21 protein-coding genes are annotated in these 21110 nt (G+C 71.0%); 5 read left to right on the top strand and 16 right to left on the bottom strand.

The window, feature by feature from the left end; genetic code table 11:
• Window positions 1-11 precede the first annotated feature (11 nt).
• The 3 genes from DC008_RS25160 to nsdA form a co-directional block, all read right to left on the bottom strand.
• Window positions 12-350, bottom strand: a complete 339-nt coding sequence (locus DC008_RS25160) for a P-II family nitrogen regulator (RefSeq protein ID WP_003997576.1) — start codon at window positions 348-350, stop codon at window positions 12-14.
• Entirely contained in the window at window positions 347-1690 is a 1344-nt protein-coding gene (locus DC008_RS25155; protein WP_108708892.1) for an ammonium transporter, read from the bottom strand. The genes DC008_RS25160 and DC008_RS25155 overlap by 4 nt, the downstream gene beginning before the upstream one ends.
• A gap of 334 nt (window positions 1691-2024) precedes the next feature.
• Entirely contained in the window at window positions 2025-3518 is a 1494-nt protein-coding gene (gene nsdA / locus DC008_RS25150; RefSeq protein ID WP_108708891.1) for a transcriptional repressor NsdA, read from the bottom strand.
• Window positions 3519-3977: 459 nt separating this feature from the next.
• Between nsdA and DC008_RS25145 the strand changes: the two genes are divergently transcribed.
• A complete protein-coding gene (locus DC008_RS25145; RefSeq protein ID WP_108708890.1) occupies window positions 3978-4634 on the top strand; it encodes a bifunctional DNA primase/polymerase in 657 nt (218 codons plus the stop codon).
• A 94-nt stretch (window positions 4635-4728) separates the two neighbouring features.
• On the opposite strand, the gene ftsY is transcribed toward DC008_RS25145, so the two are convergent.
• Window positions 4729-5937 (bottom strand): signal recognition particle-docking protein FtsY, encoded by a 1209-nt coding sequence (ftsY, locus tag DC008_RS25140; protein ID WP_108708889.1) that lies wholly within the window; start codon window positions 5935-5937, stop codon window positions 4729-4731.
• A gap of 105 nt (window positions 5938-6042) precedes the next feature.
• On the opposite strand from ftsY, the gene DC008_RS25135 reads away from it, so the two are divergent.
• Window positions 6043-7014, top strand: coding sequence for an LLM class flavin-dependent oxidoreductase (locus DC008_RS25135; protein ID WP_108708888.1), 972 nt, complete (start codon window positions 6043-6045; stop codon window positions 7012-7014).
• Window positions 7015-7128: 114 nt separating this feature from the next.
• On the opposite strand, the gene DC008_RS25130 is transcribed toward DC008_RS25135, so the two are convergent.
• The 4 genes from DC008_RS25130 to DC008_RS25110 all read right to left on the bottom strand — a co-directional run bounded on the left by DC008_RS25130 (window position 7129) and on the right by DC008_RS25110 (window position 13460).
• The gene (locus DC008_RS25130; protein ID WP_055623300.1) at window positions 7129-8544 is read right to left on the bottom strand and encodes a sugar porter family MFS transporter; all 1416 of its coding nucleotides are present in this window, start codon (window positions 8542-8544) and stop codon (window positions 7129-7131) included.
• A 230-nt stretch (window positions 8545-8774) separates the two neighbouring features.
• A complete protein-coding gene (gene smc / locus DC008_RS25125) occupies window positions 8775-12329 on the bottom strand; it encodes a chromosome segregation protein SMC (protein ID WP_108708887.1) in 3555 nt (1184 codons plus the stop codon).
• 253 nt (window positions 12330-12582) lie between these two features.
• Entirely contained in the window at window positions 12583-12786 is a 204-nt protein-coding gene (locus tag DC008_RS25115) for a hypothetical protein (RefSeq protein ID WP_055623302.1), read from the bottom strand.
• 392 nt (window positions 12787-13178) lie between these two features.
• The gene (locus DC008_RS25110; protein ID WP_108708886.1) at window positions 13179-13460 is read right to left on the bottom strand and encodes an acylphosphatase; all 282 of its coding nucleotides are present in this window, start codon (window positions 13458-13460) and stop codon (window positions 13179-13181) included.
• Window positions 13461-13612: 152 nt separating this feature from the next.
• Between DC008_RS25110 and DC008_RS25105 the strand changes: the two genes are divergently transcribed.
• Window positions 13613-14755 (top strand): CAP domain-containing protein, encoded by a 1143-nt coding sequence (locus tag DC008_RS25105; RefSeq protein WP_108708885.1) that lies wholly within the window; start codon window positions 13613-13615, stop codon window positions 14753-14755.
• A 109-nt stretch (window positions 14756-14864) separates the two neighbouring features.
• On the opposite strand, the gene DC008_RS25100 is transcribed toward DC008_RS25105, so the two are convergent.
• Window positions 14865-15134 carry a hypothetical protein gene (locus DC008_RS25100; RefSeq protein ID WP_108708884.1) on the bottom strand — a complete coding sequence of 90 codons (270 nt, stop codon included), beginning with the start codon at window positions 15132-15134 and terminating at the stop codon, window positions 14865-14867.
• A 229-nt stretch (window positions 15135-15363) separates the two neighbouring features.
• Window positions 15364-15840 carry an MATE family efflux transporter gene (locus DC008_RS25095; protein ID WP_164492369.1) on the bottom strand — a complete coding sequence of 159 codons (477 nt, stop codon included), beginning with the start codon at window positions 15838-15840 and terminating at the stop codon, window positions 15364-15366.
• On the opposite strand from DC008_RS25095, the gene DC008_RS25090 reads away from it, so the two are divergent.
• The gene (locus tag DC008_RS25090; protein WP_108710842.1) at window positions 15820-16095 is read left to right on the top strand and encodes a hypothetical protein; all 276 of its coding nucleotides are present in this window, start codon (window positions 15820-15822) and stop codon (window positions 16093-16095) included. The two genes, DC008_RS25095 and DC008_RS25090, sit on opposite strands and share 21 nt — an antisense overlap.
• Before the next feature lie 14 nt (window positions 16096-16109).
• Here DC008_RS25090 and DC008_RS25085 read toward each other — a convergent pair whose 3' ends face one another.
• On the bottom strand, window positions 16110-16583 hold the full coding sequence (locus DC008_RS25085; RefSeq protein ID WP_123954031.1) for a hypothetical protein: 474 nt from the start codon (window positions 16581-16583) through the stop codon (window positions 16110-16112).
• Between the two features lie 298 nt (window positions 16584-16881).
• Here DC008_RS25085 and DC008_RS25080 point away from each other — a divergent pair, with 298 nt between their 5' ends.
• Entirely contained in the window at window positions 16882-17289 is a 408-nt protein-coding gene (locus DC008_RS25080) for a winged helix-turn-helix transcriptional regulator (protein ID WP_055623308.1), read from the top strand.
• Here the strand turns inward: DC008_RS25080 and mutM are convergent.
• From mutM to DC008_RS25055, 5 genes are all read right to left on the bottom strand, one after another.
• Entirely contained in the window at window positions 17262-18122 is an 861-nt protein-coding gene (gene mutM / locus DC008_RS25075; RefSeq protein WP_108708881.1) for a bifunctional DNA-formamidopyrimidine glycosylase/DNA-(apurinic or apyrimidinic site) lyase, read from the bottom strand. The genes DC008_RS25080 and mutM overlap by 28 nt on opposite strands.
• 80 nt (window positions 18123-18202) lie before the next feature.
• Window positions 18203-18994, bottom strand: coding sequence for a ribonuclease III (gene rnc, locus DC008_RS25070; RefSeq protein ID WP_055623310.1), 792 nt, complete (start codon window positions 18992-18994; stop codon window positions 18203-18205).
• A gap of 19 nt (window positions 18995-19013) precedes the next feature.
• Complete coding sequence (gene rpmF, locus DC008_RS25065; RefSeq protein ID WP_003951102.1) at window positions 19014-19187, bottom strand: 50S ribosomal protein L32; 174 nt, start codon at window positions 19185-19187, stop codon at window positions 19014-19016.
• A gap of 2 nt (window positions 19188-19189) precedes the next feature.
• A complete protein-coding gene (locus tag DC008_RS25060) occupies window positions 19190-19831 on the bottom strand; it encodes a YceD family protein (RefSeq protein ID WP_055623311.1) in 642 nt (213 codons plus the stop codon).
• Window positions 19832-19984: 153 nt separating this feature from the next.
• Window positions 19985-21064, bottom strand: a complete 1080-nt coding sequence (locus DC008_RS25055; protein WP_108708880.1) for an ATP synthase F0 subunit B — start codon at window positions 21062-21064, stop codon at window positions 19985-19987.
• Between the last annotated feature and the right edge of the window lie 46 nt (window positions 21065-21110).

Genomic DNA, 21110 nt, shown 5'->3' with positions numbered 1-21110 from the left:
TCTTCGTCTGGTCAGAGCGCGTCGGGGCCGCGCTCGCCGGTCCGGACCCTGACGGCCGTCTCGACGGGCAGGGACCAGACCTTGCCGTCGCCGATCTTGCCGGTGCGGGCGGCCTTGACGATGACGTCGATCAGCTGTTCGGCGTCGTCGTCCTCGGCCAGGACCTCGATGCGGATCTTCGGGACCAGGTCGACGGTGTACTCGGCACCGCGGTAGACCTCGGTGTGGCCCCGCTGACGACCGTAGCCGCTGGCCTCGGTGACCGTCAGGCCGTGTACTCCGAAGGCCTGGAGGGCTTCCTTGATCTCGTCGAGCCGGTGGGGCTTGACGACTGCGGTGATGAGCTTCATGCGTCCACCTTCTTGCTCTCGGCCGCGGCGACCGGGGCCGGGGTCGCGGCGGTACGGGCGGCACCGCCACCGGCACCGCTGAAGTCGTATGCGGTCTCGGCGTGCTCGGCCTGGTCGATGCCGGCGATCTCCTCGTCCTCGGAGACGCGCATCCCGATCGTCTTGTCGAGCAGGAAGGCGAGGATCGCGGAGGCGATCAGCGAGTAGGCGAGGACACCGAAGACACCGGCGCACTGCTTCCAGAACTGGTCGAGGCCGCCGCCGTAGAAGAGGCCGGCCACGTCGGACTGGCCGCCGCCGGTGGCGAAGAAGCCGATCAGCAGGGAGCCGATGACACCGCCGACGAGGTGGACGCCGACCACGTCGAGGGAGTCGTCGTAGCCGAACCTGTACTTCAGGCCGACCGCCATGGCGCACAGGACACCGGCGATCAGACCGACGGCGATGGCGCCGAGCGGGGAGACCGCGCCACCGGCCGGGGTGATGGCGACGAGGCCGGCGACCGCGCCGGAGGCGGCACCGAGGGTGGTGAACGCGCCGTGGCGGATCTTCTCGTAGGCGAGCCAGCCGAGGACGGCGGCACCGGTGGCGACCTGCGTGTTGACGAACATCAGCGCGCCCACGCCGTCGTCGTTGCCGAGCCACGAGCCGGCGTTGAAGCCGAACCAGCCGAACCACAGCAGGCCGGCGCCGAGCATGACCAGCGGGAGGCTGTGCGGGCGCATCGGGTCCTTCTTGAAGCCGACACGCTTGCCGATGACCAGGATCACGCCGAGCGCCGCGGCACCCGCGTTGATGTGGACCGCCGTACCGCCGGCGAAGTCGATCACGCCGAGCTCGAAGGCCCAGCCGCCGGAGCCCCAGACCCAGTGGGCGACCGGGAAGTACACGACGGTGACCCACAGCGTGATGAACAGCGCCCAGGCGGTGAACTTCACGCGGTCCGCGAGGGCACCGCTGATCAGGGCCGGCGTGAGGACGGCGAACATCAGCTGGAAGACGGCGAAGACGTACACCGGGATGGTGTAGCCGTCCCAGAGCTCGGTGAGACCGATCCCGCTGAGGCCGACGAAGTCGGAGGACCAGCCGATGAGGCCGCCTGAGTCGGTGCCGAACGCCAGGGAGAAGCCGTACAGCACCCACAGGATGGTGACGATCCCCAGGCTGATGAAGCTCATCATCAGCATGTTCAGTGTGCTCTTGACGCGGACCATGCCTCCGTAGAAGAAGGCCAGGCCCGGGGTCATGAGCATCACCAGGGCGGAACAGATGAGCATGAAACCTGTGTTGGCGGCGGACAACTCGGGAGCGTCTGCCGCAAGCGTGATGGCTGATGCCATCGGCGTCTCCTCGTCATAGGTACGGCGGCCCCGTGCGGGCGAAGCCTGAGCGGAGTGAGGGGTGGGCCGGTATGGGCCAAGAGATTGGCGCAGCGCGGTTTCGGTGGAAGCCCCTCGTTGTTTCGCCGCCGTGACGAAGGTCCCTCGCGTGTTACGCGTCGATGAACTGCCGGATCCGTGTCCGCTCGATCGTTATCGTGGCGCAACCTTCGTGGAGGGATGCAAACCGGCCGCGGTCGGCCTTCCGATGACCTGGCATGGGGGAGCCGAGTCGGGCAGTTCGGGAGGGCCGGCCGCGGCCGGGGTCAGGGGTGCCCTGGGGACACGCGCGTGGTCAGACCGCCTCCGCGGTCTCGGGCAGTTCCACGGCGAGCTTTTCGGTCAGGTCGACGACCTCGGCCAGTTCCCCGAAGTCGCGGACGGCGGTGTCGACCGTCTTTCGGATACGAGTGTTCACACGCTCGGAGCGGACCTTCTTGGCGATCCGCATGGCGCGCTCGGCGTAGCCGACGCTCTGCTCGGGCTCGCGCCGCAGCAGATGCACGGTGGCCATCCCGATGAGGTTCAGCGCGTACGACCGCTGGTGCTCGCTGTCCTCGGCGAACAGCTCCACGGCCCGCTGCATGACGGGCTCGGCGAGCGAGGCGTAGGCGGGGCTGCGGCCGGCCACGTACGCGAGGTCGCGGAAGGAGTGGCTGTTCTCCCCGTACAGCTCGGCCTCGGAGAAGAAGCGGATCCAGTCGGGGTCCGGCTCGTCCCACTCGTCGGCCTCGGCGAAGGTGTCCTCGGCCATGCGGACGGCCCGCTTGCACTTGCCGGGCTGGCCCATGTTGGCGTAGGCGCGGGCCTCCATCGCATACAGCATGGACTGCGTGCGGGGGCTGGCGCAGTCCCGGCTGCCGTACTGCGCGAGGTGGATCAGCTCCAGGGCGTCGTCGGGCCGGCCGAGGTGGATCATCTGGCGGCTCATGCTGGACAGGACGTACGAGCCGAGCGGCCGGTCGCCGGCCTCCTTTGCGGCGTGCAGCGCGAGGACGAAGTACTTCTGCGCGGTGGGCTGCAGCCCGATGTCGTACGACATCCAGCCGGCCAGCTCGGCCAGTTCGGCGGCGACCTTGAACAGCGTGCGGGTGGTGGCCTCGGGCTGCGGCTCCTGGAGCAGGTCGGTCACCTCGTGCAGCTGCCCGACGACGGCCTTGCGGCGCAGGCCGCCGCCGCACTGGGCGTCCCACTGCCGGAACATCACGGTGGTGGACTGCAGCAGGTCCAGCTCGGGCTTGGACAGGCGGCCGCGGGCCCGGGAGGACGGGACGGCCCGGGAGTCGCGGTCCGCGCCGGCCGGGGCCGGGACCAGCCAGCGCTGCATCGGCTCGATCAGCGCCGGCCCGGCGGACAGGGCGAGGGAGCTGCCGAGGAAGCCGCGCCGCGCCAGCATGAGGTCGCTGCGGGAGAACTCGCTGAGCAGGGCGACCGTCTGCGGTCCGGTCCAGGGCAGGTCGACGCCGGACACCGACGGTGACTGGCGGGCCGCGCGCAGGCCGAGGTCCTCGACGGAGACGACGCAGCCGAACCGCTCGGAGAACAGCTCGGACAGGATCCTGGGGATCGGCTCGCGGGGGTTCTCGCCGTCGAGCCAGCGGCGGACGCGGGAGGTGTCGGTCGAGATGTGGTTGGCGCCCAGCTGGCGGGCCCGGCGGTTCACCTGGCGGGCCAGCTCGCCCTTGGACCAGCCGCTGCGCACGAACCAGGAGGAGAGGAGGTCGTTCGGGCGCTTGTCCGTGTGCGACGCGCCGGTGGCACTCGTACCGCTTCCGCCGTTGCCGCTCACTGGAACGCCCCCATCCCTTGGACCACTTGTCACCGAGTGCGCCAAGCCCTATCAGAATGCCGGTAAACACCGTCACTCGTCCGGCAGTTGTCACCCTTCGAACGGAAACCCGACTTGCCCGCGGCATACCCACACGTGCATGTGCCCCGAGGCCTCGTGCACACACGGTAATCCTACGATCACTGGTGCGGCCATGGCGTTCGCGGAATCGCCACCATTCGCCACCCCTTCGAATGAACTCACGGACGCCGCAACGCGATTCACTTGACATAGGACGGCCGGAAGTGGGCGGAACGGAGCACCGAGGGGCGCGTGTTGACCGTTCCACCACCCCGTACGCCCCGACGCGCCGCCATGGACGCCGCGGCGCCCGGGGTATCCGGCCCTCCAGGAAACACAGAGGGTCACGATCCGCTTCCGTGCCGTAACCACCGGCGCGCTGGACCCGTTGGAGGGGGCATGGGCTTCACGATCGGCGGTATCCGGGAGATCCGATCCGGCGCGCGTCGGCGCGGCCGCTCCTCGGAGTGCACCGCCGTGGCCGAGCTCACCGGACTGTGGGGCTGGGACGTGGTGCCCGGCGCGCGGGCCACGGCGGGCGTCTGCTCGTGCGGCCGCCCCGGCTGCGCGGCACCCGGCGCGCACCCCCTGGACCTCGCCCCCGTCATCCCGGCCGGCGCCACCCTCGACGAGGTCACCAAGGCCTGGTCGGAGTACCCGGGCGCCTCGGTGCTGCTTCCGGTCGGGCGGACGTTCGACGTGATCGAGGTGGCCGAGCCGGCCGGCCGCCGGGCGCTGACCCGACTGGAGCGCATGGGCCTCCCCCTCGGCCCGGTCATCGCCACCCCCGACGGCCGCGCCCAGTTCCTGGTCGCCCCCGGCGCCGCCGCCGAGCTGCCCGAGCTGCTCTACCGCATGGGCTGGGACGACCCCACCCACCTGGATCTGCACGGCCTCGGCCCCGGCAGCCACCTCACCGCGCCCCCCTCCGACCGGGGCGGCCTGGGCCCGGCCCGCTGGCTGCGCTCCCCCTCGCTGGACACGGCGACGAAGCCCCCGGCGGCCCGTCTGCTGCTGGGCACCCTGGCCTACGTGGCCCACCGTTCGCGCGCGTGAGCGGCAGCCGTACACAGCGAAGCGCCCGCCCCCGACTGCGCCTTGGGTGGCGGGCGCTTCTTCGCGCGGTGCGACCGGCTCGCGGCCGGTGGGGTCACTCCCCGATCAGGGCGTCGACGAACGCCTCGGGCTCGAACGGCGCCAGGTCGTCGGCGCCCTCGCCGAGCCCGATCAGCTTGACCGGGACGCCCAGCTCGCGCTGGACGGCGATGACGATGCCGCCCTTGGCGGTGCCGTCCAGCTTGGTGAGGACGATGCCGGTGATGTCGACGACCTCGGCGAAGACACGGGCCTGCACGAGGCCGTTCTGCCCGGTGGTGGCGTCGAGCACGAGCAGCACCTCGTCGAGCGGCGCTTGCTTCTCCACGACGCGCTTGACCTTGCCGACCTCGTCCATGAGGCCGGTCTTGGTGTGCAGGCGTCCGGCGGTGTCGATGAGGACGACGTCGGAGCCCATCTCCTTGCCCTCCTTCACCGCGTCGAAGGCGACGGAGGCGGGGTCGCCGCCCTCGGGGCCGCGCACGGTGTAGGCGCCGACGCGCTCGCCCCAGGTCTGGAGCTGGTCGGCGGCGGCGGCCCGGAAGGTGTCGGCGGCGCCGAGGACGACGCTGTTGCCGTCGGCGACCAGGACCCGGGCGAGCTTGCCGGTGGTGGTGGTCTTGCCGGTGCCGTTGACCCCGACGACCATCACGATGCCGGGCTTGCGGTCGTCCGGCTCGGTCCGCACGACGCGGTCCATGTCGGTGCCGACCAGCTTGAGCAGCTCCTCGCGCAGCAGGCCGCGCAGCTCCGCGGGAGTGCGGGTGCCGAGCACCTTGACGCGCTCACGCAGGCTGTCGACCAGCTCCTGGGTGGGCCGCACACCGACGTCGGCGGTGAGCAGGGTGTCCTCGATCTCCTCCCAGGTGTCCTCGTCCAGGTGCTCACGCGACAGGAGCGTGAGCAGGCCCTTGCCGAGGGCGTTCTGGGAGCGGGAGAGCCGGGCGCGCAGCCGGACCAGGCGGCCGGCGGTCGGTTCCGGCACCTCGATCGCGGTCGGCGGGAGCTCCTCGACGACGGGCGGTTCCTCGACGGCCGTCGCTCCGCCGCCCGGAAGGTCCACCTCCTCTATGGTCCGGCGCTCTTCGTCGCTCGGTGTCTCGGCCTCGTCGCCGACGTGCGGCTCGGCCGGTGGGGCGGTGATGTCGGGGGCGGCGGGCGGCGGCGGGGGCAGCTGCTTCTTGCGGCGCGTGCCGATGACCAGCCCGCTGACCGCGCCGAGCACGACCACGGCGATGACTACAGCAAGGATGACGATGTCCATAACCCGACCAGTATCGGCCATGGAGTGCCGCGACACCGCTATGGATGTCTGACACACCGTCAGCTAAGGTCCGCCGTGCCACCCGCCCGGCGAAGGGGGACCTCCATGCCCGTCTCGGTCGTGCGCTTCAACCTGGTCGAGCCCGACGCGACCCCCGCCTCGCTCTCCGCCCGCTACCGGGCCGCCCTGGAGATGGCCGCCTACGCCGACCGGCACGGCGTGACCACCGTGCAGACGGAGGAGCACCACGGGGCGGCGAACAACTGGCTGCCCTCCCCGTTCGCGTTCGCGGCGGCGGTCTTCGGCGCGACCCGCACCCTCGCCGTCACCGTCTCCGCGATCATCGGCCCGCTGCACGACCCGCTGCGGCTCGCCGAGGAGATCGCGGTCCTGGACCTGATCGGCGGGGGCCGGCTGGTGACGGTGGCCGGGATCGGGTACCGCCCCGAGGAGTACGCGATGTTCGACGTGGAGTGGAAGCGGCGCGGCCGGCTCCAGGACGAGCTGCTGGAGACGCTGCTGAAGGCGTGGACCGGTGAGCCGTTCGGGTACCGGGGCCGTACGGTACGGGTCACCCCGCGCCCGGTCACCGACCCGCATCCGCTGCTCCTGGTCGGCGGTTCCTCGCAGGCCGCCGCCCGCCGGGCCGCCCGGCTCGGGCTGCCGTTCTTCCCGAGCGCGCATCTGCCGGAGCTGGCGGCGTACTACACGGAGCGGCTGGCCGAGTACGGCACCGAGGGCTGGGTGATGATGCCGGCGGCCGAGACCCCGCTGCTGCATATCGCCGAGGACCCGGACCGGGCCTGGGCCGCGTACGGCCGGCACTTTCTGCACGAGGCCCGCACCTACGCCTCCTGGCAGTCCGGGGACATCCGCTCGGCGGTGCGGTCGGCGGCCACGACGGTGGCGGAGCTGCGGGCCGAGGGCGTGTACCGGATCGTCACGCCCGAGGAGTGCGTGGCGCTGGGCCACGACCACCACGTACTGCACCCGCTGGCCGGCGGGATGCCTCCGGAGGAGGGGTGGCGCAGCCTCACGCTGTACTGCGAGCGGGTGCTGCCCGCCCTCGGCGCCTGACCGGCGGACATGACGGCGCCGCCCCGGCCCGGTCGGTGACCGGGCCGGGGCGGCGACGGGTTACGGGGAGAGGGGCAGCGGGGACTTGGCCCTTCTCCCCGGGTCGGGGGGCGGTCAGCCCATCTCCTCCAGCTTCTTGCCCTTGGTCTCGGGCACGAACTTGAGGATGAAGGGGATGGAGAGGAAGGCGAACACCGCGTACATGACGTAGGTGAGCGACAGGTTCCACTCCGCCAGGTCCGGGAAGGTGATCGTGATCAGCCAGTTGGCGATCCACTGGGCCGAGGCGGCCACGCCCAGGGCGGCGGCGCGGATCTTGTTCGGGAAGACCTCGCCGAGCATGACCCAGACGACCACGCCCCAGGACAGGGCGAAGAACAGCACGAAGGCGTTGGCGGCGATGAGCGCCACATAGCCCTGCGCGGTGGGCAGCGGGTCGTTGCCGTGCTGGAAGGAGAAGGCCCAGGCGGCCGCGGCGAGGGAGATGCCCATACCGATGGAGCCGATGAGCGCGAGCGGCTTGCGGCCGATACGGTCGACGAAGATCATCGCGATCACGGTGCCGAGGATGTTGATGATCGAGGTCTCGAACGAGTAGAAGAACGAGCTCGACGGGTCGACGCCGACGGACTGCCACAGCAGGTTCGAGTAGTAGAAGATGACGTTGATGCCGACCAGCTGCTGGAAGACGGACAGGCCGATACCGATCCACACGATCGGCAGCAGGCCGAAGCGGCCGCCCAGCAGGTCCCGGAACGTGGACTTGTGGTCGCTGCGCATGGCGTCGTCGATCTCGGCGACGCGGGCGTCCAGGTCGATGTCGCCCTCGACGTCGGCGAGGACCTTCTTGGCGTCGGCGGTGCGGCCGACGCTGATCAGGTAGCGCGGGGACTCGGGGATGGCGAAGGAGAGCAGCCCGTAGACGAGGGCGGGCACCAGCATCACGCCGAGCATCCACTGCCAGGCCTCGAGGCCCGCGACCTGGCCGCGCTCGGCGCCGTCGGCGAGGTTGAGGATGGCCCAGTTGACGAGCTGGGAGACCGCGATGCCGATGACGATGGCGGCCTGCTGGAACGAGGCGAGCCGGCCGCGGTAGGCGGGCGGGGCGACCTCGGCGATGTAGGCCGGGCCGATGACGGAGGCCATGCCGATGGCGATGCCGCCGAGGACGCGCCAGGCGGCGAGGTCCCAGGCGGCGAAGGGCAGCGCGGATCCGACGGCGCTCACGGCGAACAGCACCGCCGCGATCTGCATGACGCGGATACGGCCGATGCGGTCGGCTATGCGGCCGGCGATCGCGGCACCCAGGGCGCTGCCGAGCAGGGCGCTGGCGGCGACGGTTCCGGTGACACCGGAGCTGAGGTCGAAGCGGGCCTGGATACCGCCGTTGGCGCCGTTGATGACGGAGCTGTCGTAGCCGAAGAGGAAGCCGCCCATGGCGGCCGCCGCCGTGATGAAGACGACGTGCCCGAGATGCTCGGGGTGAGCCGTCCTGGCTCCTGCTGGCTGCGCCTGCGCTGTGCTGGTCACGTGTAACTCCTCGGGCCCCCGGCAACGTCGCCGGATGGGGGGATCAGCCCCTTCAGGCCGTGATACCTGAAGGAAAAAGCAACGCTGGTGACCCTATGCCTTCAAGTTCCGAAGTCAATAGGCAGAGGAGTGTGACTTCCAAGACCACTCAAGGCCGCCATGTGTTCATTTATTGAAGAGTTGGAGTGAAAGGGAGGTAGTGCAGGGCCTCACCTGGGCCTCCGCGACGCTCAGCGCAGCCGCTGGCTGATGACCTTCGACACACCGTCGCCCTGCATGGAGACGCCGTACAGGGCGTCGGCGACCTCCATCGTGCGCTTCTGGTGCGTGATCACGATGAGCTGGGAGGCCTCCTGCAGCTCCTGCATGATCCGGATGAGCCGCTGGAGGTTGGTGTCGTCGAGGGCGGCCTCGACCTCGTCCATGACGTAGAACGGGCTCGGCCGGGCCTTGAAGATCGACACCAGCAGGGCGACCGCCGTCAGCGAGCGCTCACCGCCGGAGAGCAGGGACAGACGCTTGACCTTCTTGCCGGGCGGGCGGGCCTCGACGTCCACACCGGTGGTGAGCATGTTGTCGGGGTCGGTCAGGACCAGCCGTCCCTCACCGCCCGGGAAGAGCCGGCTGAAGACGCCCTCGAACTCGCGTGCGGTGTCCCGGTACGCCTCGGTGAAGACCTGCTCGACGCGCTCGTCGACCTCCTTGACCACCTGGAGCAGATCGGCGCGGGTCTTGCGCAGGTCCTCCAGCTGCTCGCTGAGGAACTGGTGCCGCTCCTCCAGCGCCGCGAACTCCTCCAACGCGAGCGGGTTGACCTTGCCGAGCTGCTGGTAGGCCCGCTCGGCGGACTTCAGCCGCTTCTCCTGCTCGGCCCGCACGAACGGCTTGGGCCGGTTGCGCGGATGGTCGGGGTCCTCCGGGAGCTGCTCCCCCTCGGCGGGCAGCGACGGCGGTACGAGCTGGTCGGGGCCGTACTCGGAGACCAGCCCCGCCGGCTCCACGCCCAGCTCCTCCAGGGCCTTGGTCTCCAGCTGCTCGATCCGCAGCCGCTTCTCGGCGCCCAGGACCTCGCCGCGGTGCACGGAGTCGGTGAGATTGTCCAGCTCCGCCTTCAGATCGCGGCCCTCGGTGCGGGCGGCCGCCAGCTCCTGCTCGCGGCGGGCCTTCGCGGCCTCGGCGGCGGCGCGCTCCTGCTCGGCGCGGCCCAGCGAGACCTCGACATGGGCGAGGAGCTGCCGGGCGCCGGACGCGACGGCCTCGGCGACGGCCGCCTCGTGCCGCAGCCGCGCCCGTCGCTGTTCGGCACGCGCGCGTGCCTCGCGTTCGGCGCGGGCGGCCCGGTCCAGCGAGTCGGCCCGCCCGGCGAGTCCCTTGACCCGTTCCTCGTGCGTACGGACCTGGAGGCGGGCCTCCATCTCGGTCTGCCGCGCGTTGGCGCCGTCGGCGGCGAGCCGGTCGCGCACGGAGGTGTCCGGTTCCTCCTCGACCGGCATCTCCTCGGCGACGGCGAGCCGTTCCGCCAGCTCCTCGACCTCCTGGAGCGCCTTGTCGAGCGCCTCCTGGGCGCGGGCGGCGGCGGCCGCGGACCGCTCGGCCTCCCCGGCGGCACCGCGCGCCTGCCCGGCGAGCCGGCCGAGCTGCTGGGCGACGGCGGACTTCTCCCGGTCGGCGGCCCGGCGCCGCTCCCCCAGCTCCTCGACGAGCGCAGCGCACTCCCGCCGCCGTTCGGCGGCCGCGTGCTGCGCCTCGGTCAGTTCCTCGCACCGTACGGCCAGCTCGTCCAGCTCGGCGGCGGCCTCGTCGACGGAGGCCTGCACCTCCAGCAGACTGGGCGCGCCGGCGGAGCCGCCGTGCGCGAAGTGGGCGCCGAGGAGATCGCCCTCGGCGGTGACCGCGGTCAGCTCGGGGTGGGCGTAGACCAGGTCCTCGGCGTCCTCCAGGGTGCCGACGACCACGATCGCGCGCAGCAGGCGTCGTACGGCGGGCATGAGCTCGGCGGGACCGGTGACCAGGTCGGCTGCGTACCGGCCCGCGGGAGCCGGACCCGAAGTCGGGTCTGGCGCCGGGGCGCCGGCGGGCAGGAGCGAGGCGCGGCCGGCGTCCTGCTTGCGCAGCAGCCGGATGGCCTCGGCGGCGGCCGCCGGGGACGTCACCGCGACCGCGTCCGCCGCTGACCCGAACGCGGCGGCGAGCGCCACCTCGTGTCCCGGTGCCACGGTCAGCAGTTCCGCCGCCGGTCCGAGCAGACCGGTCAGGCGGTCCCGCGCCCCCAGCAGGGCACCGGTGCCGTCCTTGCGGCGCAGACCCATGGCCAGGGCCTCGTGGCGGGCCTGGGTCGCGGCGCGTCGGCGTTCGGCGGCGGTGGCGGCCTCGCGGGCGGCGGTCAGCGCGGCCTCCGCCTCGGCGAGCTGCCGCTTGGCCGTCTCGTGCCGCTCGCCGAGTTCGGCGTCACCGGCGTCCAGGCCGTCGACCTCGGCCTTCAGGGCCTCGTACTCCTCCTGGGCGGCGACGGCCCGCTCCTGCGCCTCGTCGCGGGCGGCGGCCAGCCGGTCGATCTCGGCCTGCGCGGAGGCGGCGCGTGAGCGGGCCGCGTTGACCTGGCCGTTCAGCCGGGCGAGACCTTCACGGCGGTCGGCGATGGCGCGGGCGACGTCCTTCAGACGGCGCTCCTCGACGGCGAGCTCGCGCTCCAGTTCGGCGCGGTGCTCGACCGTGTTCTCCAGGGCGCGTTCGGCCGCCTCGAGGGCCGCCTCCAGCTCCGCCTCCTGCTCGCGGATCCGGGCGGCCTCCCGCTCCATGTCCTCGGGGTCGCGGCCCCGGCGCTCCTCGGGCGGCGCGGAGGTCGCGCTCTTCACCCGGGCGTCGGCCAGCGAGATCGTGCCGCGTACGCGCTCGGCGAGCTGGGACAGTTCGTACCAGGTCTGCTGGGCCCGCTGGAGGCGCGGGGCGAGCCGGCGCACCTCGTCCTCCAGGAGCGCCTCGCGCTGGAGCGCCTTCCTCAGCTCCTGCTCGGCGGCCTCTTTGCGGGCCTTGAGCGCGGCCTCGTCGGCGACCTCGGCGTTCAGCGCCTCCCGCAGCCGTACGAGATCGTCGGCGAGCAGGCGCAGTCGGGCGTCGCGCAGGTCGGCCTGGATGACGGCGGCCCGGCGGGCGACGGCGGCCTGGCGGCCGAGGGGCTTGAGCTGGCGGCGGAGCTCCTCGGTGAGGTCCTGCACGCGCGCGAGGTTGGCCTGCATCGCGTCCAGCTTGCGGAGCGCTTTCTCCTTGCGCTTGCGGTGCTTGAGGACGCCGGCCGCCTCCTCGATGAAGGCGCGGCGGCCCATCGGATCGGCGTGCAGCACGGAGTCGAGCTGGCCCTGGCCGACGATGACGTGCATCTCGCGGCCGATACCGGAGTCGGAGAGGAGCTCCTGGATGTCGAGGAGGCGGCAGGTGTCGCCGTTGATCTGGTACTCGCTGCCGCCGTTGCGGAACATGATCCGCGTGATGGTGACCTCGGCGTACTCGATGGGCAGCGCCCCGTCGGAGTTGTCGATGGTCAGGGACACCTCGGCGCGGCCCAGCGGGGGGCGGCCGGTGGTGCCGGCGAAGATGACGTCCTCCATCTTTCCGCCGCGCAGCGACTTGGCGCCCTGCTCGCCCATGACCCAGCTGAGCGCGTCCACGACGTTGGACTTGCCCGAGCCGTTCGGTCCGACGACACACGTGATCCCCGGCTCGAACCGGAGCGTGGTCGCCGAGGCGAACGACTTGAACCCTCGGAGGGTCAGGGCCTTGAGGTGCACGCCGCCGGACTCTACCGTCCGGCGAAGTCTCGCTCCATGAACGTACGGTTTCGCCGGTGAACGCCGGGGGCACACCAGACGTTGAAGAAGGTGAAAGGATGCGCGGGGCAATAAGGCGGGGGGAAAGAAAGAAGGGACGCCGAAGCGTCCCTTGCAATTTCTGACAACTGGAAGCCCAGTCGTCCGACAACTGCCGAGCGGTTGGATACGGGCCGCCCGACCACTGCCGTGCTTTCGTGGAGCGATGCAGTGATCAGGTGAGCGCAGGCTCCGCCTGGTGTGCGTCGATGCTCTCCATGATCCTGTCGTGAGAAGCGGCAGCCGTCAGCGCCTCGTTCTCGGCCTGGATCCGTACGAGTTCGGATTCCAGGTCCTGGACACGCTGCTGGAGCCGTCGCATCTCGGCGAGGAGTCGCGGGTCGGAGCCGCCGACGTAACCGAGAAGCGCCTTTGCCATGATGGATGGTCCTCCACACTGAGTGACCGACCGATGCGGTGTGGGTCGTGAGGGATTCGCACCCGTGGATGCTTGACGGAGCTTGACGGGCCTTGAGTTGTACTGCCGTTCAGCCACGCCAAACAGCTGAGGTGCGCGGGGACTTTCAGCGTCTCACCAAAAAGTTTGACGGTCAACACGATCACGCCCCGTATTGGCGGGCGAACCCGGGGGCACACGGCCGGACGGCGGCACGCGGCGTCTCCTGCGGGGCCCTGGGGGCGTGGCGATCACCGTGAGAGCGGAGCTTGCCACTACGCGCGCTTCTTGGCAACCACCTGCTCATTTCTGCTTCGGGCAGGTGCCGGTGGCATGTCCCTCCGCTTCCCCGGGGCCGGCGCGGGGCCCCTGAGTCACCGGATGGCGAAGCCGTCGTAGCCGCCGCGGGGTGTGTCCCAGATCTCGGTGACGCCGTCCACCCGCCCGGGCGTGTCGGCTCCCTGGAGCCAGTCGAGCAGTCCTGCGCAGTTCTTCCGGGGGCCCTCGGCGACCACCTGGACCCGACCATCCTCCAAATTGAGAGCAAAACCACTCAGGCCGCCGATCTCGAGCGCCTTGGCCCGCGTGAACCAGCGGAAACCCACGCCTTGGACCCGTCCACGCACCCAGGCGACCAACCGCACATCCTCACTCATGACTGCAACCTAACGGGCCAATGTCCCTCGGGGCACGTCCTCCCCTTGCGCCATGCGATACCGTCCCCACTCAATGAATCTCATTTGAAACTCACCTGATCGTGTGAGTTCCGTGAGGGCATGAAGACCGCAGGGACCAGGAAGGCCAGGACATGGGACGCCACCGACGCTCCGCCGCCGGCCGCGCCGCCACGGGCCGCGCCGCGGGGGGCACACACACGGGCGGCTCGTACACGTACGGCGACGACCCGCTGAACCCGCAGGGCGACCGGCCCACCATGGGCATCGCTCCCTACCTGAACCCGGAGGCGTACGCCGAGGCCTACGCGAAGAGTGACGCCTACCTCTTCGCCACGGACGAGGGCTACGACCGGATCACCGCGACCACCACGTTCCCGGGCGACGACCTCACCACCGCCTTCGCCAGCGAGGGCTTCACGCCCGACAGCGGCACCCGGCTGCCGGGCGGCTCGCACCGGCGTCGCAAGAAGAAGGGCCCGGCCCCGGTGAAGACCGGTCTGCTCGGCGTCTCGGCCGCGGTGGCCCTGGGCACGGTCGCGGTCGCCACCGGTGTGGTGCCCGGCATCGACAACTACCAGCTGGGCGGCGGCGGCACCGACCGGGTGCAGTCCGCGGGCACCCCGACCAACGCGCCGAACGAGCTGGGCGGTACGTCGGGCAGCGCCGAGACCCAGGAGAGCGGCGGCGCGACGAGCCGCGACGTCGAGCGGCCCACGTCGCCGGCTCCGTCCGAGACCTCGTCGGCGCCGACGAAGACCCCGTCGAAGAAGCCCTCGGCCACGCCCAGCGAGAAGCCGAAGGACACGCCGTCGCGTACGGCCACGAAGACCCCGCAGAAGCCGGCGAAGCCCCCGAAGGCCGAGGAGCGCACCAGCGCCCCGGTGACGGTCTCCGCGGAGGCCGCCGCCGCGGCCGAGGTCCTCCGCCTCGTCAACGTGGAGCGTGCCCAGGTCGGCTGCACCCCGCTGGCCGCCAACAGCGCCCTGGCCGACCTGGCCCAGGACTTCAGCGAGGACATGGCCCAGCGCGGCTTCTTCGACCACACCGACCCGAGCGGCGCCTCCCCCTGGGACCGCGCGGCGAAGGCCGGCGTCACCGACCTCGGCGGCGAGAACATAGCCCGCGGCCAGGCGGACGCGGCCTCGGTCATGGAAGCCTGGATGAACAGCCCCGGCCACAAGGCCAACATCCTGAACTGCGACTTCAAGACCCTGGGAGTCGGCGTCCACATGGGCCCGGGCGGCCCTTGGTGGACGCAGGACTTCGGGTACTGAGACAACCGCAGGTCAGAGGGACGTACCGGGCCGCCACCAGCGGGCTCCTCGTGGGACGCGATCTACGGCGGCCCGGGCACGGGTCCCGCGCGAGGCAGCCGCAGCCACGTCAGGCGCTCGGCTTCCTCCACAGGTGCCGCTCTTCCAGAGTCCCGAACTGCACATCTCCGCGTTCAAGGTCGACAAGGATGGGCCAGCAGTCGAGCAACTGCTGTCGCGCATCGCGCGAGGCGAGGTACTGCACGGAGTTGTAGGGCGCGATCAGGAGCCCGTTGCTCGCGCGGACTCGCTCAGTGTCGATGGCGAGAGGCGGCTCGTCATCGCGTTGGCTGTGGGCGAGAAACTCCACCGCGAGCTGCAGGGCTTCGTCGTGCTCCATCTTCCGTCTCCAGTCTGTCGGGATCGAAGCGGTTCTGCCGCAAGACGCGGGGAGGGCGGCACGCCCGCGCGACTACTTGCTACTGCCCCCTGTCTCCGATCACGTCTAGGCCGTGGTCGCGTCACACCGCGCAGTGTGACACCGGGACCTGCCGAGTGACATCGGGTTTTGTCCGGGCGGGCCAGGCCGGGCAGGGTCGCGTCAGGCGGGGCCGAAAGATTGGTGATCATCAGGGAATGACCGCCTTGCCGGATCGGGGGCCGGATGTGTTCCGGCCCATGCCGACGGATCGGCTGTGCCGGTGGAAGGCGTACGCCTTTCCGGCCGTCTGGGCGAAGTTGGCGAGGGCCAGGGCTGCCCAGAGGGCGGTGAGGCCGCCGGCTGTGGCGAGCGGTGCGGCGACGGCGGCCAGAACTCCGTAGCAGACGGCGGTCGTCACGAAGCTCGGCACCGTGCGCTTGAGGCCGATGAGGCCGAAGCCGACGACGGCCTGCGCGGCGTCGGGGACGACCACGGCCAGTACCCACGGCAGGAGTCCGGTGATCTGCGGACGTACCTCGGGGTCGCTGGTGAACAGCGGGACGACCCACGCGCTGCACACGATCACCGCTGTGCCGATGAACCCCACGACGGCCAGTGCGAGCCACGTTCCCGCCCGGATGCCGCGCCGGATCCTCGCCCTGACATGAACTTCTGGGCCGCGCACAACAGGAGCGCTCCGCCGGAGATCCTCGCCGCGCTGATCGAGGACCCGGACTGGCGGGTGCGGCACCGGGTGGCCGGCAGACGTGACTGTCCGCCCGCGCTGCTGGACCGGTTGGCCGACGATCCGCACGACTCCGTACGGAGAAGCGTGGCCGGACATCCGAACTCACCCCGGTCGGCGCTCGCCCGTCTCCTCGACGACGAATGGGCCCTGATCGCAGAGGAGGCCCGCGCCCGCTTGACTGAACTTCCCTGACGGCGCTCCGCGTTTCAGATGACCGGCCAGGAACGCGTACGGATGCCCAGGTCCTCCCGAACCCGCTCGTGGTAGGCGTTCAGGCGCCCGGTGAAGCCGTAGCTCTCGCGCGGCGGCTCGTGCCCGCGCACCCGTTCCAGCATCTGCCGGACGGTGAGGTTGACCTCGTGCGCCGCCTCGATCACCGGTGGAGCCGCCAGGAGCACCAGCCCCTCGAACTGCGCTGAGCGCCTGCGCTCACTCGCCTCCATCGCGGCGACCAACTCGCCGTGCGCGCGCGAGCCTTCCTCCACCCGGTGTGAGCGGCGGGCGAAGTCGGCCACCTCCTTCACGCACGCGGCGTACTCGATGTACGTGTCGAGCTTGCGCTGGTCCCAGCGGATGGCCATCTCACGGCGGTGCTTCGAGCGCTCGGTCAGCATGACCGAGAAGTACGACGTCAGGGCTCCGATGAGAACGCCGGTCAGCGTCCATATCTGACTCGTCACGGCTTCGATCATCACACCGGGAGGCCCGGCGAGTGGGCCGGACGGTGAAACTCAGTCCTCGGCCAGTCCGATCGGCCGCAGAGCCGACGTGTAGCGCCGGTCGCGACGAGACGGTCGATGACCTCGGTCATCGCAGAGATGCCGGGGTGGTCCCGGACCAGGAGGTTGCCCCAGCCATATAAGTACCGGCCGTCGAACCGCTCCCCCGTGTCCCGCCAGCGGCATACCCGCCACTCGGCGCTAACTAAATAGCAGCGCATGCGGCGAGGCAGCGCTGTGGGCGCGTACGCTGGACGGCATGGAGAGCATCCAGGAGCAGGAGCGCGACACCGAGCCGGGCCTCCCGTACGACGTGTTCGCGAAGACCTGCCCGTCGCGGGGCACGCTGGAACACGTCACCGGGCGCTGGGGCGGGCTCACGCTGAGCGCCCTGTACGACGGCTCGCTGCGGTTCAACGAACTGCGCCGCAGGGTCGACGGCGTCAGCGAGAAGATGCTGTCCCAGACGCTGCACGCCCTGGAGCGCGACGGCCTGGTGCACCGGGAGGCGCAGCCGACGAACCCGCCGCGCGTGGACTACGAGCTGACCGAGCTGGGCCGCGGCGTGGCCGAGCGGCTGCTGGGCCTCATCCAGTTCCTGGAGGGGCGGATGGACGACGTGCTCGACGCACGCCGGAGCTACGACGAGACGCGCGGCGGCCTCTGACACTTCGGGCAGAAGTAGCTGGACCGGTTCATCCAGGGCCGGCGCCGCATCGGCGTACCGCAGCGCTTGCAGGGCAGGCCCTCGCGCCCGTACGCGTCCAGCGAGCGGTCGAAGTAACCGGACTCCCCGTTGACGTTGACGTAGAGGCTGTCGAAGCTGGTGCCGCCCACCGCGAGGGCCGCGTTCATCACGTCCCGGGCGTGGCCGAGGAGTTCGAGGGTGCGCGGGCGGGTGAGGCTCGACGTCGGGCGGTCGTAGTGCAGACGGGCCCGCCAGAGTGCCTCGTCGGCGTAGATGTTGCCGACCCCGCTGATCAGGGACTGGTCGAGCAGGGCCCGTTTGACGGTGGTCCGCTTACGCCGTAGCGCCTGGTGGAACGCCTCGTCGTCGAAGAGCGGGTCCAGCGGGTCGCGGGCGATGTGCGCGATGACGTCGGGCAGGCCGTCGGCGGTCGTGTCGTGCAACGACAGGCCGCCGAAGGTGCGCTGGTCGACGAAGCGCAGTTCGGTGCCGAGGGCGTCGGCGAAGCGCACGCGGATGCGCAGATGCTTCTCCGCGGGGGCGGTGTGCGGCTGGACCAGCAGCTGGCCGCTCATGCCGAGGTGCGCCAGGACCGCCTGGCCGGTGTCCGCGAGCGGCAGCCACAGGTACTTGCCGCGCCGGCTGGGGACACCGACGCGATGGCCCTTGAGGCGGTGCGCGAAGTCGTCGGCGCCCGCGACATGCCGGCGGACGGCACGCGGGTGCAGCACTTCGGCGTCGGCGACCGTGCGATGGGCGACCCACCGCTCCAGGCCGCGCCGGACGACCTCGACCTCGGGCAACTCGGGCATGGTCTCTCCTGCACACCGTGCGGATACGGGCCGAGCGCCCACCCCGGGGACGGGACGGGCGCTCGGATCGCGCTGTTCGGTCAGGCGGAGGCCGACGCGTCGGCGTCGGCGTCGGGCTCGGCGGCCTTCGCCGCCTCCTCCTTGGCGCGCTCGTCCGCCGCGGCCTTGATGGACCGCCACGCGGACTCGGCGGCCTGCTGCTCCGCCTCCTTCTTGCTGCGGCCGGTGCCGGTGCCGTACGAGACGCCTCCGACGCGGGCGGCAGCAGTGAAGGTCTTCTCGTGGTCGGGGCCGGTCTCCGTGACCAGGTACTCGGGGACGCCGAGTCCTTCGGTCGCGGTGAGCTCCTGGAGACTGGTCTTCCAGTCCAGGCCGGCTCCGAGGTTCGAGGACTTCTCGATCAGGGGGTCGAACAGGCGGTGCACGAGCTCCGCCGCCGAGTCCAGGCCCTGGTCGAGATAGACCGCGCCGATCACCGCTTCCAGGGTGTCGGCGAGGATGGATGCCTTGTCCCGGCCCCCTGTGCCCTCTTCACCGCGGCCGAGCCGGATGAAGGCGCCCAGGTCGAGCCCACGGCCGACCTCCGCCAGCGCACGCGAGTTGACCACCGCGGCCCGCAGTTTGGCCAGTTGGCCCTCGGGCAGGTCGGGGTGGGTGCGGTACAGCGTGTCCGTGACCACCAGGCCGAGCACGGAGTCCCCGAGGAACTCCAGCCGCTCGTTGGTGGGCAGACCGCCGTTCTCGTACGCGTAGGAGCGGTGGGTCAGCGCACGCACCAGAAGGGCGGACTCGAGCTTGTACCCGAGCCGCCCTTCCAACAGCGTGTGGGACGAGGCCTGGTTGTCCGCTGCGTTCTTCTTGGGCGTGGACACAGTGCCTCTCACCGGCCGCTCAGACCTCGAGGACCTGGCGCTTGTTGTAGGTGCCGCAAGACGGGCACGCGATGTGCTGCTGCTTGGGCTCGTGGCAGCGCTCGCACGCAACCAGGGTGGGGACCGCAGCCTTCCACTGCGACCGGCGGTGGCGCGTGTTGCTGCGCGACATCTTCCGCTTCGGAACAGCCACGGCTACTTCTCCTGCTTCTCGTCGACGCCCGGTTCGGCGCCGCTCTTGTCGTCCTTATCGCCGGGTTCGAGTGAATCGGCGAGTCCCTGCAGTGCCGCCCAACGGATGTCGACGGCGTCATGGTGGTGGTCCGGGTCGTCAGCGAGACGTACGCCGCACTCGGCGCACAGTCCCGGGCAGTCTTCCTGGCACACCGGCTGCATCGGCAGTGCGAGCACCACCGCATCACGCAGCACAGGCTCGAGGTCGAACAGGCCGTCCTCGAGGAAGAGCCTGTCCTCGTCGTCCTCGGCGTCGTCGCCCGGTTCCGCGTGGTGCACGCGGCCCCGGTCGTCGGCGTCAGGGTACGAGAACATCTCCTGGAAGTCCGCTTCCACGTCGAGCTGAAGCGGCTCCAGACACCTTACGCACTCCCCCTCGGCCCGTGCACGGGCGGTGCCTGTGACAAGCACACCTTCCATGACCGATTCGAGCCGGATGTCGAGCTCCACCGGGGCGCCTTCCGGCACTCCGACGACCTTCTGGATACCGAGGTCCTTGGGGGCGTCGACCGTGCGGGTCTGGCGCTGCAGCGCACCGGGCCGCCGGCCCAGCTCGTGTGTGTCGAACACGAGGGGGTTGCGGTGGTCGAGGCGGGCTGTCACGCCGTTCCTGCTTTCGATCTGCTGAGCTCAGGGGGTTCCGCCGCCCAGTGGTGCCTGCGGGCAGCGTTGATCGCGGACGTACGCGCGACCGAAGAGCCAGGATACTGGACCTTTCGCTCACGACCCAATCCGGTGGTCGCGCCACCGACCGCGCTACTGACCGCGCCCCTGTTCGTACGCCCTCAGCTGCTCCGGAGTGATCATGCTGGTGTCGAAGAGGCTGGTCTCGTCGAGCGCGTACGACTGCTGGTTCTGCTGGTTCTGCTGGGGCTGCTGGGCCGCCTGCTGCGGGTCGTACGCCTGCTGGCCGGTGTCGTAGCCCTGATACGCGTAGGGGTCGGCCTGCTGGTAGCCGTAGGCGTCCTGCCGGCCGTCGTAGCCCTGCTGGTAGCCGTACGGGTCGGCGGTCTGCTGCTGGTAGCCGTACGCCGGCTGCGCGGCCCCGGGGTCGTACTGCGGCTGCGGCGGTACGGCCGCCTGCTGTTCGGCGGGGGCCGCCGCCGCGGCGTCCTGCTGGGCGAGCGCGGCGAGGTCGGCGAGGTAGTCGGCGTCGCTGGAGTGCTGGACGGTGCTCATGTCGTCGGCGAGGGCGCCGAGGTCGTCGGTGGCGATCCGGCCGTGCAGCTTCTGCCGGCCGCGGCCGACCGCCTCCAGCGTCTTGGCGAGCACGGCCTCGAAGGCGCCGAGCTTGACGTCGACGTATTCGTCGGCGCTGCGGCGCAGGGTCTCCGGGTCGTGGCTGCGCTCGGGGGCGTCCTCGTCCTCGTAGCCGTTCTCGTCGGTGCCCGGGCCGGTGCCGAGGAGCTTCTCGCGGCCGCGGCCGACGGAGCCGAGGGTCTTGGTGAGGACGACCTCGAAGTTGGCGAGCTTGGAGTCGACGTAGTCGTCGGCCTCCGCGCGGATCTCCTCGGCCTCCTGGCGGGCCTCGGCGAGGATGCGGTCGGCCTCGGCCTGGGAGCGGCGGGCGATCTCGGTGCCGGAGATCAGGGAGCCGCGCTCGGCGTGCGCGCCCTGGATGATCCGCTCGGCCTCCTGGCGGGCCTGCTCGACCATCTGCTCGCGGTCGCCGATCAGCTCCTGGGCCTGGGCGAGGGAGCCGGGCAGGGCCTCGCGGACCTCTTCGAGCATCGAGAGCAGTTCGGCGCGGTTGACCACGCACGAGGCCGACATCGGCATCGACCGGGCACTGGAGACCGCCGAGACGATCTCGTCGAGCTTCTTCTGCACGTCCACCGTGTGCTCGCCACTCTCTACAGCTGTGATGGAGACGGACGGGACG

It is taken from the genome of Streptomyces nigra, assembly GCF_003074055.1.
GTDB lineage: Bacteria > Actinomycetota > Actinomycetes > Streptomycetales > Streptomycetaceae > Streptomyces > Streptomyces nigra.
This window is presented reverse-complemented; position numbering and strand designations above follow the sequence as displayed.

Bases quoted from the DNA above. Each gene is read 5' to 3' on its own strand.
- DC008_RS25160 (WP_003997576.1), bottom strand. From the start codon at position 350: ATGAAGCTCATCACCGCAGTCGTCAAGCCCCACCGGCTCGACGAGATC.
- DC008_RS25155 (WP_108708892.1), bottom strand. From the start codon at position 1,690: ATGGCATCAGCCATCACGCTTGCGGCAGACGCTCCCGAGTTGTCCGCC.
- DC008_RS25145 (WP_108708890.1), top strand. From the start codon at position 3,978: ATGGGCTTCACGATCGGCGGTATCCGGGAGATCCGATCCGGCGCGCGT.
- ftsY (WP_108708889.1), bottom strand. From the start codon at position 5,937: ATGGACATCGTCATCCTTGCTGTAGTCATCGCCGTGGTCGTGCTCGGC.
- DC008_RS25135 (WP_108708888.1), top strand. From the start codon at position 6,043: ATGCCCGTCTCGGTCGTGCGCTTCAACCTGGTCGAGCCCGACGCGACC.
- DC008_RS25115 (WP_055623302.1), bottom strand. From the start codon at position 12,786: ATGGCAAAGGCGCTTCTCGGTTACGTCGGCGGCTCCGACCCGCGACTC.
- DC008_RS25110 (WP_108708886.1), bottom strand. From the start codon at position 13,460: ATGAGTGAGGATGTGCGGTTGGTCGCCTGGGTGCGTGGACGGGTCCAA.
- DC008_RS25105 (WP_108708885.1), top strand. From the start codon at position 13,613: ATGGGACGCCACCGACGCTCCGCCGCCGGCCGCGCCGCCACGGGCCGC.
- DC008_RS25100 (WP_108708884.1), bottom strand. From the start codon at position 15,134: ATGGAGCACGACGAAGCCCTGCAGCTCGCGGTGGAGTTTCTCGCCCAC.
- DC008_RS25090 (WP_108710842.1), top strand. From the start codon at position 15,820: ATGAACTTCTGGGCCGCGCACAACAGGAGCGCTCCGCCGGAGATCCTC.
- DC008_RS25080 (WP_055623308.1), top strand. From the start codon at position 16,882: ATGGAGAGCATCCAGGAGCAGGAGCGCGACACCGAGCCGGGCCTCCCG.
- mutM (WP_108708881.1), bottom strand. From the start codon at position 18,122: ATGCCCGAGTTGCCCGAGGTCGAGGTCGTCCGGCGCGGCCTGGAGCGG.